This is a genomic window from Thermogemmatispora carboxidivorans, assembly GCF_000702505.1.
Lineage (GTDB): Bacteria > Chloroflexota > Ktedonobacteria > Ktedonobacterales > Ktedonobacteraceae > Thermogemmatispora > Thermogemmatispora carboxidivorans.
Genome location: NZ_JNIM01000001.1, coordinates 1,335,413 through 1,350,374, shown reverse-complemented (window position 1 = coordinate 1,350,374; position 14,962 = coordinate 1,335,413). Strand labels below are relative to the sequence as shown.

Genomic DNA, 14,962 nt, shown 5'->3' with positions numbered 1-14,962 from the left:
GGTGATCAGCAGGAGAGAGTGAGGCCCCGGCAAACAAGGCGAGTTCGTACGCCATCTACCGGGGCCGGGGAAAGCCTCGGCGATCGGGATCGCCGTCATGTCAGCTCTTGCGCGGCCTGTCTGGGTAGGGCAACCTTTGCAGCAAGATCAGGCCACTTTCATAGCGGCATGCAGGGCGCGATCCAGGTCCCAGAGGATGTCTTCGATATCTTCGATGCCGATGGAGACGCGGATCATGTCCGGTGTCACTCCGCTTGCTAGCTGATCCTCTTCGGCAAGCTGCTGATGAGTGGTGCTGGCTGGGTGAATGATCAGGCTGCGCGTGTCGCCGACGTTGGCCAGGTGGGAGAAGAGGCGGACGTTGTTGATGACGGCCTTGCCGGCCTCGTAGCCGCCTTTGACGCCAAAGGTAAAGATGGCGCCAGCGCCGCGCGGCAAATAGCGCCTGGCCAGTTCGTAGTAAGGACTATCAGGCAAGCCTGGGTAGTTGACCCAGCTGACTGCCGGGTGCTCTTTGAGGAACTGAGCAACCTGCAGCGCGTTCTGGCAGTGCCGTTCCATGCGCAACGAGAGGGTTTCCAGGCCCTGCAGCAGCAGGAAAGCATTGAAGGGACTCAAGCAGGGGCCTGTGTCGCGCACGGTCTCGCAGCGCGCCTTCATGACGAAGGCGAAGTCGCCGAAGGTCTCGTAAAAGCGTACGCCATGATAGCCCGGCGATGGATCGACGATATGCGGGAATTTGCCGTTATCCCAGGGGAATTTGCCGGATTCGACAAGGACTCCGGCGATGGAGTTGCCATGACCGCCGATGAATTTGGTAGCCGAGTGCACGACGATGTCGGCTCCGTGCTCGAAGGGACGGCAGAGATAGGGAGTGGCAAAGGTGTTGTCGACGATGAGCGGCAGGCCGGCCTCGTGGGCGATCTCGGCCACCGCCTTGATGTCGAGAACATCCCCCCGCGGATTGCCGATCGTCTCCCCATAGAGAGCACGTGTGCGCGGCGTGATGGCGCGCCGGTAGTTTTCGGGATCACTGCTATCGACAAAAATGGTGTTGATCCCCCAGGTGCGCAGCGTAATGTCAAACTGGGTGTGGGTGCCTCCGTAAAGGCTGCTGGATGAGACCAGCTCGTCGCCGGGCCGCAGGAGCGTTAGCATGGTGACCATCTGGGCCGCCATGCCCGAGGCGGTGGCAACTGCCCCGGTGCCTCCCTCCAGGGCAGCGATGCGCTCTTCAAAGGCTGCCGTGGTGGGATTCATGATGCGCGTGTAGATGTTACCGAAGCGCTGCAGGGCAAAAAGGTGGGCAGCGTGGTCGGTATCGTCAAAGACGAAGGAAGTCGTTTGATAAATGGGTACTGCCCTGGCCCCGGTGGTCGGGTCGGGCCGCTGACCAGCATGGACAGACAAGGTGTTGAAACCAAAGATATGATCGCCGTCGATTTCTGGCATCCTCTATTCCCCTCTTCCTTTCTGCTCGCCTGTAGGCTAAGGCTCCTTTTTGGGATGGTGTTGCCCTCGATCGTCAGTCAGTCCAGACCAGCCTGAGCAGCGGAGAGCAAGGAGCAGAGAGATTGTCGCTCACCGGGCCGGGCACTGGCTGACTATTACGTAGTATCCTATCACATGTGCTCTGAGGCCCGGCAGCCCTCGCGCTGGAAGGAGCAGGGACTCCCTGGATGGAAGGTGAGCGGTGGCTGCCGTTTCTCTTCTCTCTGCAGTACAATAAAGGGCGAGGTCTTGCCTACGCTTTGCTCCGTGGCTCCCTGGACCTGGCCGCGGCGAGGTGGACAAAGATGGCCTGTGTTGCAATTGTCTTAAGAAGGATGAGGTCGAGCGTTCTATGATGCAATATGCTCCCGATATGTACGACCGTCTGAAGCTCCTTCAGACGTATCGCCATGTGGCCATTGTCGGCATCTCGGCTGATCCCTATCGCCCGAGCCATTTCGTGGCCATTTATCTGCAGGCCGAGGGCTACCATATCATTTTGGTCAATCCGCGCTACGCCGGGCAGACCATCCTCGGAAGGCGGGTCTACGCTTCGCTGACCGAGGCCAAGGAGGCCGGCGAAACAATTGAGGTGGTGGATGTCTTCCGCAAGCCCGAGGATGTCCTGCCCATTGCCGAGGAGACGATCCGCATTGGGGCGAAGGTGCTCTGGCTCCAGCTCGGCATTCGCAACGATGAGGCCGGGCGCCTGGCTCAGGAGGCTGGCTTGATCTTCGTGCAGAATAAGTGCATTAAGATGGAACACGCACGCTTCTTCGGCGGCCTGCACACCGTCGGGCTGAACACGGGCGTGATTCTCTCGCGGGCCTTGCCTCGGGCTGAGGTACTGAAGCCTTCGGCTGCTGAGCTGATGCACTAAAGGAAGGTCTGACCAGGTCAGGGGCCGGTTCCGCTCTGCATGCCGCCAGACGCTGCCTCAGCGTGGGAACCGGTCCCTTCCTTCTGGTCTGCACCACGTCCCGCCTTAAAGACGCTTTTGGCCTTAGCGGAAATGCGGTACGACGCTCCGCACGAAGCGCTCCAGCGAGGGGATGTCCAGGAAGCGGAAGATAAAGTGGGAGACCCCGACTTCGATGAACTGCTCTAGTTCACGAATGACTTCGGCGGGACTGCCAGCGATGAAGTGCTTCTTGGGGTCGCGTACGACCAGGGCGGGATCATCGGCGACGCTAGCTGTGCTGAGATAGGTCAGGGTGATCTCGGCAGGATCGCGCCCGAGACGCTGGCAGTGCTGACGCAAGATGCCTAGTTTGCGGCTGTATTCTTCAAGCGTGCAGGAATTAAAGTTCCAGAGGTCGGCATAGCGCGCCGTGATGGCCAGGGTGCGCTGTTCTCCTCCGCCACCAAGCAGCAGGGGAATCGCTGGCCGCGGAGCCGGCAGGCAGTGGGCTGCTTCGATGCGATAGTGCTGCCCGCTAAAGGTGGCCGGACCACCCTGCCACAAGAGCCGTATGATTTGAATGGCCTCTTCCAGCTGCTCCATCCGCTCTTTGACGCTCGGGAAGCGATAGCCATACGAGTGATATTCCTGTTCCTGCCAGCCAGCTCCAAGGCCGAGGATCAGCCGCCCGCCAGACATGAGTTGCAGGTTAGCAGCCATCTTGGCCAGGAGCGCCGGATTGCGATACCCCTGGCCAAGGACCAGCGAGCCGACTTTGAGGTGGGGATAGCTCGCCGCTACATAGCACATGGTCGAGAAGCATTCCATGACGGCTGCCTCTCCCCAGTCAAAGTGATCCTCTACCCAGAGAGTGCTGAACCCCTCTGCTGCCTGAATCAGCCGCTGATTATAGTCCCATAGCTCTTCTGAGTCCAAAGGGGGACGCTGCATCATTTGCAGCATTAAGCCAAATTCGACACGACTCACACTTGCTCGTCCCTTCTATCAGTGTAGACCTGAGCAGGCTTGCTCTCGACGAGAGCATCATACCACATGCCGGAGCACAGCTGTAGAAGGCCAGCCAGGACCAGCCGCGAGGAGGCCGGGCTCAGGCCGGGCAGGGTCCAGAGCAGCCCGGCACTCCTTCCTTACCTTCCTCAACCAGGCGGCCACGGATAGCCAGCGGAGCGATAGATGGCTTCGATGGTGGCCAGGTTTTCCAGCGATTCCTCAAGCTGCAGTAAGGGAGGGCGCCCAGTGCGCAGGCAGCCTCCAAAATGCTCGATCTCCAGGCGATAAGGGTCGCTGGGCGGAAAACGGCGCACAATAATCTGTTCGCCAACGGTGAGCGTCACCGTGGTCTCTATCTGACCGGGTGTGAAGGGACCATTGAGAAGGAGGGTTCCGCTCTCGCCAACGATCTCAGCGAGCTGACGAGTAGGCAGCTCAAAGCTGCTGTCAATGAGAGCGAAGCGTCCTTCTCCGAAATCGAGGAAGGCTACGACGGCCCGCTCCACTTCTCCACGGGCCGGCGCATAGACACGCGCCCCAACTGCCAGAGGGGCCCGGCCATAGATGGCCCGGCAGAGATTGAGTGAGTAGCAACCCACATCAACGAGCGAGCCGCCCCCAAGAGTAGTCTGCAGGCGAATGTCTTGGGGACGGCTGCGCAGGTCAAAATAGAAGGAGGAACGCACGAGCTTGACGGCCCCAATGAGGCCCTCGCTGATTTGCTCCATGACCCAAAGCATCTGAGGATGGAAGCGATACATGAAGGCTTCCATGAGCAGTCGTCCCTGGGCGCGAGCAGTCTGGAGCATAGTCAGCCCCTGCTCAACGGTGAGGGCCAGCGGCTTCTCGCAGAGGACATGTTTGCCGGCCTTCAAGGCTCGCATGCTCCATTCTGCGTGCATGCTGTTGGGTAAGGGCACATAGATGGCCTCTACCTCTCCATCTGCCAGCAGGCTCTCATAATCATTGTAGATGCGCACGGCTGGGGGGGCAGATACTAACAGACGTACGCGGTCCGGTTCGCGGCTGGCGATGGCCACCAGTTGGGCATTGCCAGCCACTTGCATAGCGGGAATCACGCGCTTGAGGGCGACGCTGGCAGCGCCGAGTATCCCCCATCTCACCGGCGCTTCCGTTGAGTGCAGCTCGCTTTGCATAGACCTCTCTTCCTGAGAGAATGCACAGAGTGCTAGAGCGTCCTTTGTCTGTCCTGCCCGGGCCGATGGCTCCACTCAGCTCACACACGGTCGCTGGCCGCCCACGAGAGCATCATGGTTCCCGATGAGCTTCTCGGCCTTTCCTCCGAGGAGGAACGAGACAAGGGAGAAAGACAGGACCGGTGGCCACAGGCAGGCCAGAGCGACAGTAGCCTGGCTACGCTAGAAGAGCCACCGGTCGAGCAGCGAAAGGAGGGCGGACCTGTCCACCGCCCTGATATCACCAGCGCCAGGCTAAGTTTCGCTTCTTCTCAGCCCCGCGGGTAGACCAGCCAGGACTGTACTGTCTTCCACCTCTCTCCTTCCAACTGTATTGGCTCGCTCACTCCTTCCAGACCAAGGCAACGGTTTGACTGGCACCCGACGCCGGACAATGACACGAATACCATCAAGGAAGGCATCACCAAGCCAGGCTTCAATATCGCTGACCAGCTCGAATGGTTCTGCTACCAGGGGATGGGTACGAATCATCAGAAAAGCAAAGCGCTCCTCATGAGGTTGTAACCAGAGCGGCTCTCTGAGCACCAGGCGGCGACCATCTTGCGGTAGCTCAACCCAGGCTTGGAAGGCTCCCCCTTCCAGACCAGTGCTGTGGAAGTTGAGACGCAGGCGCAAGGGCTGGGCCTTCTCTGTGGGATTCCCCAGCAGGAACGGCACCTGCCAACGGCAGGCGTCTTCCGTGGCTTCGATCACCTGCAGATTACAGCCCACAACCCAGGGGTCTGGCCATCCCTCGATGTCGAGATGGACACGCAGACAACGATGCCCGGCCATTGTTGGAAGCCATTGCCAGGTGAGAGTCTCGACATGGGCAGGGTCCGCAGCTAAAGTCAAAGGCCCTAGCTCCGGCAAATGCTCCTGCTTGGGGGCCCCGATGCCAAAGGAGTAGACCCGTGGCGAGACCTTCCGCACCGTGAGCGACTGCCCTGTTTCATTACATACGAGAAGACGAATCGTGGCTGCTTCCCCAACACGGGGTGGGTTCGGCATGATCTCCAGTCCATTGGAGGCAAAGTGGAACTGGCGCCAGATTTTCTCCGGAGGACGTTTTCGGGTGAGAGACACAGCATTCATGTTCACGGATCTCCTCCTTGAAGAGCGAGCAAAAGCACACTTTTTACGAATCGATCTATTATATGCTCCGGACAGATAGCGATACAAGCGAGGCACCAAGAGAGAAACAGCCCTAGAGCATCCGCCTACGGCGATCTTCTACGCGCTTGGCCTTGAGCTCAAAGCGTGGCAAGCTTCCCTCTGCGACGGCCTCGACAGGGATGCGCAAGCCGAAAGCAGCCCGCAGGGCCTCGTGGATTTCGCTGACCAACGAGGAAGGACATTCGACCTGGAGCGCGATCTCATCCAGTGACCCATTGTTAGTGATGATGATGCGGTACTCGGCCACTTCAGGAAAGCGATGCAAGATCTCGGCAATCGCTGAAGGATAGATATTGACGCCACGTACAATGAGCATGTCGTCAATGCGCCCCAAGATCCCCCCAGGGAGCAGGAGAAAGGCCCGGCCACAGGGACAGCTATAGCCCCCATTGCGTACCAGATCCCCAGTGCGATAGCGCAGGGCAGGATTGCCCCAACGCCCCAGGTTGGTCAGCACTAACTCACCAACCTCGCCCACTGGCACAGGCTGGCCCGAGCGGGGGTCCAGAATTTCAGCGATGAATTCGCCTTCGTTGACATGCAGGCCATGCTGCTGTTCGCAGGTAAAGCCGTAGGCACCCATTTCGGACATGCCGGCATGATCGTAAGCTTTAGCCCCCCAAGCCTCTTCAATACGCCGGCGCGTGGCCGGAATCGAAGCCCCCGGTTCGCCTGCATGAATCGTAATGCGCACCTTGAGCTTCTGTAGATCAAGACCCTCTTGACGGGCAATCTCTGCCAGACGCAGGGCATAGCTCGGCGTGCACACCAGAACAGTGGCCTGCACGTCCTGCATCATACGCAGCCGTTGCAGCGAGTCCATCCCGCCGCCGGGAACCACCAGGGCACCCAGATTTTTGGCTCCTTCATAGGCCGCCCAGAAGCCGATGAAGGGCCCGAAACCAAAGGCGATGAAGATTACATCGTCACGGGTGACGCCCGCTGCCTGATAGACCGTCTTCCAGCAGTCGGCCCACCACTTCCAGCTCTCAACCGTATCGAGGACACGCAAGGGTCGTCCGGTCGTACCTGATGTCTGGTGATAACGTACGTACTCGCTGAGCGCGTAGGTCATGTTCTCGCCATAGAGTGGGTGCCGCTCCTGATCGGCAAGCAGCTCTTGTTTGGTTGTAAAGGGCAAGCGCGATAGATCGCGCAACCGCGTTAGGGAGAGCGGCTGGCCATTGGCCAACAATTTTCGTTCGTAGAAACTATTGCGCGGTAGAATGCGCGTAAGCCCTAGCTGGAGCCGGGCCAATTGCCGCGCTTCGATCAGCGAACGCGAAGCAGTCTCCAGCCGTGGATGATTCGATTGAGGCATGGGTCACGTCCTTTCACTCCCGGTCCCGAGCTGCCCGGCGGGCAGGAAAGCGCGCCATATCCCTTCTCTTCTCCTTGCGGCTTTCTCGTTCTTCTCTTCTCTTTCTTCCGTTTCTTCTTTGCCTGTCCTGTACCTGTGGTTATAGCAAGTAGCACTCGCTGGAAGCCCCTGCGCCCGGGCAGGGACTACCTGACGGGCCAGATAGAGCCAGGGGCCCGCAGATGGCAGACAAAGGACGGCCCTCTCTTTCCGACCTACCGGGTAGACGGGCGGAGCTTTCTCATCCAGTAACACGCCTGGACAGCGGCGGAGCGCTTCAAGGTCGGCCCCAAGCTTACTTAGCTCCGCTGCCCTGTTCTGCCCCTAGCAGCAGGTCGAGTGCTCGTCGAACATAGACCGGTGTGAGCTGTTTGCGATAGGTAATTGTCAGATCCGCGTTGTCCAGTGGCCGGGCACGCTTCGCCGCCAGAGCGGCCACCTCCTGCAGCAGGGCAGGTGTTGGCTGCTGCCCCCGCAGGTGCGCCATCGCCTCTTCAGCTTCAACAGGGTGAGAAGCAACAGCGCCCAGGGCAATGCGTACATCGCCTATGCGGCCATCCTGCTCACGACGCAGGGCCGCGGCCACACCTAGAATGGGGAAGTCAAAGGAGCCACGTCGGCGTAGCTTGAGATAGGTACTGCGCCAACCAGGCGCAGGCGGCAGCCAGATCTCACTTAAGATCTCATCGGTCTCGCGTGTATAAGGTCGCATGCCATCGTCACGGAACAGCTCCTGAATCGGTATCTCGCGCTCGCCACGCACACTGACCAGGCGTACCCGCGCTTGCAGGACCACAAGCACAGGCACTGTATCCGCCGAGGAGATGGCCCAGCAGCGCGGACTGCCCGGAGCGACAAGGCAGATGCTGCCGTCACGCTTCATGCAATAGCCGATGGAATGGCGCCAGAACTCGGTTTGATTATAATAGTTACAGCGCGTATCGAGCAAGATATTGCCGCCAATCGTGCCAGCGTTGCGCAATTGCGGTGTAGAGACCGCTGCTGCTGCCAATGCCAGAGCAGGATAGTGGGTGCGAATGAGTGGATGGGTGCTCACGCTTGTCAGGGTCTCTCCTGCGCCGATCCTCACTCCCACCTCTGGAGAGCCGCTGATCCCCTTAAGCTCGTGTAGGCGGCGCAGTCCGACCAAGGCCGCAGGCGTAAACTGGCGGCGCTTCATATTGGGCAGCAAGTCAGTGCCACCGGCCACGGGCATGGCCGCTGGTCCCTCCTCGGCCAGGAGGCGCGTCGCTTCGCTGAGCGTGCGTGGTGCCAGATAGCGAAAAGGAGGCAGGCGCAGCATTCAGGCAGTTCCTCCTTTCTGTGGAAGCCGGGAGGGGGGGGTAGCCGCCCCCTGGGGAGTGCTCTCTCCCTGCTCCTGATACTGACGGTGACCATTCATCAGTTTGAGCGGCTGCTCCGCCAGCCCTGCATGTCCTGGCGACCAGCGAATGAGCCGCGCTGGCCACGGCTCGCTCAGGGCAATGGGCGTGACACGCGGCGGGGGTAGCGGACGCTCACCAGGCTCGCTACGGGCTGCTTTGAGGGCGCGCAAGACCTTATCTGGTGTGATCGGCACTTCGTCGATGCGGATGCCAACAGCGTTATAGATGGCATTGGCAATGGCCGGCATGACGGGCAGCAGCGGCCCCTGGCCAGCCTCTTTGCCCCCAAAGGGGCCTTCTTCATCAGGCTGGCCAACCAGGATGGTTTCAATTTCCGGCGTGTCGAGGGTAGTGGGAATCTTGTAGTCCAGGATCGACGGGATCTTATGCCGCCCTTTGCGAAAGATCTGCTGCTCCATGAGGGCCTCCCCATAGCCCATGTAGGCGCTTCCCTCGACCTGGCCAGCGACGAGTAAGGGGTTAATCGCCTGGCCCACATCGTGAGCCAGCCAGAGCTTTTCAACTTTGACCTCGCCTGTCTCGCTGTCGACCGCCACCAGGGCAACGCAGGCCGAGTATGAGTAAGCGGGTGAGGGACCAACCCCGGCCCCCTTGAAGTCGCCGTGAATGTCCTCCGGCGGTGCATAGGAGCCGGCGGAGACCAGAGCTCCGTAGCGAGCTTCCGCCAGTTGCACTGCCTGCTCAAAGGAAAGGGCTACCTGCGGATCATCGACAGAGTAGATGCAGCCGTCGCCGCTCTCCAGACGATCGGGAGGGACGCGCAGTCGCTCAGCGGCAGCGCTGTGCAGTAGCTCTTTCAGACGTCTGGCTGCTTGAATGGCGGCGTTGCCCGCCATGAAGGTGACGCGACTGGAGTAGGAGCCAAGGTCGACCGGGGTCAGGGTGGTATCGGCGGTCTCCAGGTGGATGCGCTCCGGCTCAACTCCTAGTTCCTCGGCCACGATATAGGCGAGCACCGAGGTTGAACCCTGACCAATATCGGTGGCACCGCAGTAGACGGTAACCCCCCCACCGCGATCAAGACGGATCTGAACGGCGGAATGGGGCATATCGTTCCAGTAGATCGGCTTGCCGGCTCCACAAATGTAGGTTGAGACGGCCAGTCCCATGCCGTAGCGGACAGGGGAGAAGCGACGCTCAGCCTCGGCCTCTCGCGCTGGACGCGCAGCCTGAAATTCACGCCAACCAGAGCGAGCCACGACCTGCTCCAGACATTCCTCTAGCGCGCAGCTCGTGATGCGCAGGCCGTTGATGGTCCGACTGAAGGGCCGCACCAGATTGCGCTTACGCAGCTCGATCGGGTCGAGTCCCAGATCGGCGGCGATTTTGTCGAGATGCACCTCGACGGCGAAGCGCGGCTGAGGCGTACCGTGACCGCGCTTGGGGCCACAGGGCGGTTTGTTGGTGAAAAGGCGCATACCCTCGAATTTGTAGGCGGGAAGAGCATAGGTGACCGGCTGGAGGGCCCCCGTATAGTAGGTGGTGGCAACACCGTAGGAGCCATAGGCCCCGCCATCCAGGAAGGAGCGGAAATGCATGGCGGTGATTGTCCCGTCACGCTTGAGGCCCGTCTTGATCCACATCTTGACTGGATGGCGTCCACGATGAATGAGAAAGACTTCCTCGCGCGTACAGGTGATCTTGACGGGCCTCCCCGTGCGACGCGCTAGCTCACAGGCACAAATCTCATGCGAGAAGGGATCGCTCTTGCCTCCGAAGCCCCCTCCCACATGGGGGGCAATCACACGCAGGTGAGAAGGTGGAATACCCAGGACCTTGCTGACCTCGCGATGGACATAGTGAGGGGTCTGAGTCGAGGACCAGAGGGTGAGTTTTCCCCCTACAGGATCATGAGGGTCCGGCTCCCAGCGCGCGACACAGGCATGGGTCTCGATCGGCACGTGGTTGTTGCCTTCGTAGTAAAACCAGTCTTCACGTACGTAGTCGGCAGCGGCAAAGCCAGCCTCAACCTCACCGAATTCGTAGGAGACGGCCTTGTGAATGTTACCGGTGCGCGCCTCCTCGTGAATCTTGATGTCAGGATGGGCCAGCGCCTCGTCGATGCTCATGAGGGCCGGCAGGACCTCGTACTCGACTTCGATCAGGCGCAGGGCTTGCTCCAGGGTGTCCGGGTCAACAGCGGCCACGGCGGCCACTGGGTCGCCAACGTAGCGCACTTTGTCGATGGCTAAGGCCGTTTCATCTTGACTTGAAGGCAAAATACCGTATTTACGCGGCAGATCTTCGCCAGTAATGATGGCCAGCACGCCCGGCAGCTCCCGCGCCTTACGAGTGTTGATGGAAAGTATGCGTGCATGGGGATGAGGCGAGCGCAGGAGGCCTCCGTAGAGCATGCGCGGGAGCATGATGTCATCGGCATAGACGGCCCGCCCGGTTACAGTGCTATAGGCATCGACTTTGGGCAGGGGCTGACCTACCACTCTGTAGGGACCTGCTTTGCGCGGTTGCAGGCGCCGCCATTCGTCCATAGCTTCTTCTCTCCTTTGTGTCCCGGTGCTGAGCTGAGCGGACGATAGCCGCTCAGTGTCGATCTGGCCAGCATGCCGTCAGGGCTGCAGGGCTGCATCGGGCTGCCGCTCATCTTCGTGCACAGCAGACAGACGTCTCGCCGCAGCCTCAATCGCCTCGTAGATCTTGGTGTAGCCGGTGCAACGGCAGAGGTTTCCAGCAAGGGCTTGCTTGATCTCTTCGCGCGTTGGGCGGGGATTCTGACGCAGGAGGGCTGCCGCAGAGAGGAGCATCCCAGGAGTACAGTAGCCACATTGAGCCGCTCCCAGCTCGGCAAAGGCCTCCTGCAATGGGTGTAACCTGCCCCGCTCCTCCAGCCCTTCAATGGTCGTAATCTCAGCGCCCTGAACCTCTAGCGGCAGCGTCAAGCAGGAGAGAACCGGCACGCCGTCGAGGAGCACAGTGCAGGCGCCACACTCGCCTAGCTCGCAGCCATGTTTTGTGCCGATCAGCCCGAGATCCTCACGCAGGACCTCTAGCAAGGTCCGATGAGGCAGCACCGCCACCTCATAGCGTTCGCCATTGACACGCAGGGTAATCAGTTCGCGCATGTGGTCTCCTTTCGGCCCGATGGTCATCACCAGGGTGACGTAGGGAAGATCCCTCAGCAAGCACTCCGGCTGACAGGGGAGCCGATCGGGTTCTCTAGATAGTGCAACCCTGTGTTATTATAACATTTTTCCTTGCGTGCCATCTTGCCTCAGTGCAGCACTGAATCTGCAAAATGCACACTGCTCCCCGGAAAAGCGGCTCCTTGTTCCCATCAGCCGAGTGCGGGCCTCAAGGAAGACCGGTGACGCGCAAATCGCGTGGGTGCTCAACCACGAAGCGCTCTTCCATTTGCTGCGTACCGCCAGCGGGCAATGTGAACTGCCAGGTGAGCTGCTCCAGCTTGCTGCGCTCCTGTGGCTCCGGATAGAGAGAAACGATATGCACTTTGATGCGTTCGTGGCGCGAGACAGGCAGACGATCCATGATCACAACGCGCCGTTCGCCCTGGGCAAAGTTCTCTACCGTAATGCGGTAGGCGTAGGTGATGCGCCGTAGATTTCCCTGCAGGCGACCGCCCTGCTCGACCTTGCGCTCGATTAACTCACGCCGAATGCGTACGGTGTCATCGAGACCAAGGAAGAGACGGAAGGTTTGCCCAGGAGCGGTCAGGTCGATTTCTGTGGTGCCGACGTACTCGTTATCGACGAAGATGTTGGCCTTGCCTTTGAGCAGGACACCGCCGCTACTGTTCTCTACGGTGGCGCGCAGGTGAGCCGCCTCCTCCAAGGCAGGAATCGCAACTACTTCCAGCCGGCAGGGAAGCCGATAGGACGCAATGAGCGTTCGATGGGGCGAGCCGTCGGAGGGAATGCTGACGGAGCTTCCACAGCGATAGACCAGGGCAGTGGCTCGCTGCTCAATCTCGGCCCCTGGCTCGACGGCCTCCTCGCTGGCTGGCGCTTCTTCTTTGGCCTGGCTTTCGTCGGAGATGGCTGTAGTTGGCAAGGCCTCCATCGGGCTGGCCAGCAAGGCCCGCTGCTGCCGCGAGCCGGGGCTAGGGCTGGGGCTGGGCATGGCATAGAGCACAGGAGGGGAGGCCGGAGCAGGTCCTGTTCCTGCCAGCGGCGAGAAAACCGGCTGGAAAGTATCTACGTACCAGGGCTTCAGCTCGGGAAGAACTGTCGCCTGGGCAGGGCGCGCTGTCGAGAGCGCCAGCGCTACCTCGTTCCAGTCTTCACCGGTGTGCTGCTCTACCAGGCCAAGGCAGGTGAGATCAACGCTGCTCTCCAGACCTCCACTGCCAGTATCGTGGTCCGCAAAGGAGAGACGCGCGTCGTAGCTGGGATGCCAGGCAGCCCGTTCGATCAGATAGCTCAGCTCCAGGCTCAGCTCGCCGGCTTGCAACAGCTCCACGCTGACGAGTACGGCCAGACGGTCAGGATTGCTGCCAAGACGTTTCTGCTCCAGCTCACGTTTCTTAGCCTGTAACTCCTCTTGCAGTTGTTGAAGTTGGATAGCCACATCCTGGGAGGCCTCGGCATCCTGCAACATTTGCTCCAGCAGAGCAGCAAAAAAGCTCTGGTAATCTCCCGGTTGTAAGCGTCCCTGGGTCAGGCCCTGGATTAGTGCCGGCGCCTGCTCACCCAAAGCCTGGACCCAGCGTCGGCGCTGCTCCAGGGCCTGTTGACGAGCTTTCAAAAGCTGCACCTTGCGATCCAACAAATCACAGGCTGTTTGTAAGCGCAGTAGCTCTTGTTCGGGTGGGCGTGGCAAAAAGGCAGTGGTCGTCTCCACACCAAGCAGGCGCGTTCCCGTCGGCCCCCGCCCGCTCGCGCGCAGCGAGTCCTTGAGGAAGGGCGGCAGATAGTTGATGCGCAGCTCATGCTCGCCAGCCTCCAGGGAGAGGTTTCCCTGCCGCTTGACCAGGGCCCGATCGCCATAGACAGTGACCTCAGTAATGCGAGTCTCTAACTCAATGACCATACCCTACCTCCTGATGAGAAAGGCTGATTAGATTGAAAGCCAGACCAGAGCAGCACGCGATCACCAGCCCTGGTCGCCTCTATCGGCCCGTTGCTTTGCTTGCCCGTGCCCCTGGCGGGCAAGATGATGGGGGCCTTTAACAGCGACTGCTTCTAGCAGAAACGCCCACCGCTGCAGTCCCTGGCAGATCACTCTGAGCCTGCCGCCAGATGAAGACTTTTCCAGCAGCGCCAATCTTGTCTAAGAGAGCCGGGCGTAAGGCAGATGGCCGTCACCCGGCAGGCACCCTTGCCAGTGCCTAAAGGCCAGACGAAGCAGTCACACAGCTTCTCAGGGTACACTCATCCCCTAAGCAGCATTCACTCGCCTGCTCGCTCATCCGCCAGCTCAGATGTTCAGGATCAAGCCACCTCCATTGCAGCAGGAACAGGAAGAGGAGGAACAATATTGTTTGCTAGCATTATGCAACATCGTACCGTCCGGCGCTGTTGGTCTTCTCATCTGCTCAGGCTGCTCAGCGCCTGCGGCGCTCTGGGAATCTGGCTGAGCATCGGCTCGGTGTGTCCGCTTGCTCCTTCGGCCAGCATGAGCGCCGCTCACACCCTCAGTGGCTGGCACCCGCTGGGAACACGTTCCAGCCGGATTACCAGGCCGCAGGCTGCCAACCAGAACCTGCTTTACCACGATGGCCCAGTGATGAGCCATACAATGACGGCTTACGCCATCTTCTGGGAACCTGCTGGCTCCCAGGTCAGTGCAGGCTATCATCAGCTGATCGAGCGCTACTTCCGGGATGTGGGTAGCTCTGCGCTCTATCACAACAATGCACAATACGGTGAGAGCAGCGGTCAGGTTCCCAGTGGCGCCAGCTTCGGCGGGTCCTGGATCGACCACCGCCCATACCCTTCCTCGACCCTGAGCGACACCCAGATCCAGGACGAGATCAGACGGGCGCTGCAGATCCAGGGCTGGACTGCCTCGCTCGCCAGTATGTTCTTTGTCTTCACGGCCCGTGGCGAAAACATCTGCTATAACAGCTACTGCAGTTTCTCTAGCTTTTGTGCCTATCATGGCTACTTCGATAAGGAGATCATCTATGCCGTCATTCCCTATACGGGCAGCGATCCCGAGGCCTGTGGTGTTCCCTCCTCGCCTAACCACGATAGCGACGCCGAGAGCAGCATTAATGTGACCTCCCACGAGCAGATGGAAGGGGCCACAGACCCGCTACTCAACGCCTGGTACGATAGCCAGGGGAGCGAAATCGGCGACAAGTGCTCCTGGGAGTTTGGATCGCCAGGCCCCGACGGGGGTAACGTCACCTGGAACGGCCATCGCTACCTTGTGCAGGAGGAATGGAGCAACCAGAGCGGTAGCTGTGTCCTCAGCGGCCCGTAAGTAGAGAGAGCTGCTGGTC

The 14,962-nt window shown here is 60.2% G+C and carries 11 protein-coding genes; 2 read left to right on the top strand and 9 right to left on the bottom strand.

The genetic code is table 11. The annotated features are described in order from the left end of the window. Positions 1 to 147: 147 nt before the first annotated feature. Positions 148 to 1,452: an O-acetylhomoserine aminocarboxypropyltransferase gene (locus N688_RS05355; RefSeq protein WP_052888313.1), complete on the bottom strand. Its 1,305-nt coding sequence runs from the start codon at positions 1,450 to 1,452 to the stop codon at positions 148 to 150. 391 nt (positions 1,453 to 1,843) lie between these two features. Between N688_RS05355 and N688_RS05350 the strand changes: the two genes are divergently transcribed. Then, a complete protein-coding gene (locus N688_RS05350) occupies positions 1,844 to 2,371 on the top strand; it encodes a CoA-binding protein (RefSeq protein WP_202901843.1) in 528 nt (175 codons plus the stop codon). Between the two features lie 123 nt (positions 2,372 to 2,494). On the opposite strand, the gene N688_RS05345 is transcribed toward N688_RS05350, so the two are convergent. From N688_RS05345 to N688_RS05310, 8 genes are all read right to left on the bottom strand, one after another. Further along, entirely contained in the window at positions 2,495 to 3,379 is an 885-nt protein-coding gene (locus N688_RS05345; protein WP_156025308.1) for an LLM class flavin-dependent oxidoreductase, read from the bottom strand. Positions 3,380 to 3,549: 170 nt separating this feature from the next. Further along, entirely contained in the window at positions 3,550 to 4,560 is a 1,011-nt protein-coding gene (locus tag N688_RS05340) for a Gfo/Idh/MocA family protein (RefSeq protein WP_052888311.1), read from the bottom strand. Positions 4,561 to 4,854: 294 nt separating this feature from the next. Continuing rightward, entirely contained in the window at positions 4,855 to 5,694 is an 840-nt protein-coding gene (locus N688_RS05335; RefSeq protein ID WP_052888310.1) for a hypothetical protein, read from the bottom strand. Between the two features lie 112 nt (positions 5,695 to 5,806). Beyond that, positions 5,807 to 7,096: a phenylacetate--CoA ligase family protein gene (locus N688_RS05330; protein WP_052888309.1), complete on the bottom strand. Its 1,290-nt coding sequence runs from the start codon at positions 7,094 to 7,096 to the stop codon at positions 5,807 to 5,809. 334 nt (positions 7,097 to 7,430) lie between these two features. Further along, a complete protein-coding gene (locus N688_RS05325) occupies positions 7,431 to 8,438 on the bottom strand; it encodes an FAD binding domain-containing protein (RefSeq protein WP_052888308.1) in 1,008 nt (335 codons plus the stop codon). Then, a complete protein-coding gene (locus N688_RS05320) occupies positions 8,439 to 11,030 on the bottom strand; it encodes a molybdopterin cofactor-binding domain-containing protein (protein WP_081838542.1) in 2,592 nt (863 codons plus the stop codon). Between the two features lie 78 nt (positions 11,031 to 11,108). Further along, positions 11,109 to 11,621, bottom strand: a complete 513-nt coding sequence (locus N688_RS05315; protein WP_052888307.1) for a (2Fe-2S)-binding protein — start codon at positions 11,619 to 11,621, stop codon at positions 11,109 to 11,111. 229 nt (positions 11,622 to 11,850) lie between these two features. Continuing rightward, positions 11,851 to 13,545, bottom strand: coding sequence for a mucoidy inhibitor MuiA family protein (locus N688_RS05310; RefSeq protein WP_052888306.1), 1,695 nt, complete (start codon positions 13,543 to 13,545; stop codon positions 11,851 to 11,853). 447 nt (positions 13,546 to 13,992) lie between these two features. Between N688_RS05310 and N688_RS05305 the strand changes: the two genes are divergently transcribed. Continuing rightward, on the top strand, positions 13,993 to 14,943 hold the full coding sequence (locus N688_RS05305; protein ID WP_052888305.1) for a hypothetical protein: 951 nt from the start codon (positions 13,993 to 13,995) through the stop codon (positions 14,941 to 14,943). Positions 14,944 to 14,962 lie beyond the last annotated feature (19 nt).

What these genes read in the sequence shown, in the direction of transcription:
- N688_RS05355 (WP_052888313.1), bottom strand. Translation starts at nt 1,452, where the DNA reads ATGCCAGAAATCGACGGCGATCATATCTTTGGTTTCAACACCTTGTCT.
- N688_RS05350 (WP_202901843.1), top strand. Translation starts at nt 1,844, where the DNA reads ATGATGCAATATGCTCCCGATATGTACGACCGTCTGAAGCTCCTTCAG.
- N688_RS05340 (WP_052888311.1), bottom strand. Translation starts at nt 4,560, where the DNA reads ATGCAAAGCGAGCTGCACTCAACGGAAGCGCCGGTGAGATGGGGGATA.
- N688_RS05335 (WP_052888310.1), bottom strand. Translation starts at nt 5,694, where the DNA reads ATGAATGCTGTGTCTCTCACCCGAAAACGTCCTCCGGAGAAAATCTGG.
- N688_RS05330 (WP_052888309.1), bottom strand. Translation starts at nt 7,096, where the DNA reads ATGCCTCAATCGAATCATCCACGGCTGGAGACTGCTTCGCGTTCGCTG.
- N688_RS05325 (WP_052888308.1), bottom strand. Translation starts at nt 8,438, where the DNA reads ATGCTGCGCCTGCCTCCTTTTCGCTATCTGGCACCACGCACGCTCAGC.
- N688_RS05320 (WP_081838542.1), bottom strand. Translation starts at nt 11,030, where the DNA reads ATGGACGAATGGCGGCGCCTGCAACCGCGCAAAGCAGGTCCCTACAGA.
- N688_RS05315 (WP_052888307.1), bottom strand. Translation starts at nt 11,621, where the DNA reads ATGCGCGAACTGATTACCCTGCGTGTCAATGGCGAACGCTATGAGGTG.
- N688_RS05310 (WP_052888306.1), bottom strand. Translation starts at nt 13,545, where the DNA reads ATGGTCATTGAGTTAGAGACTCGCATTACTGAGGTCACTGTCTATGGC.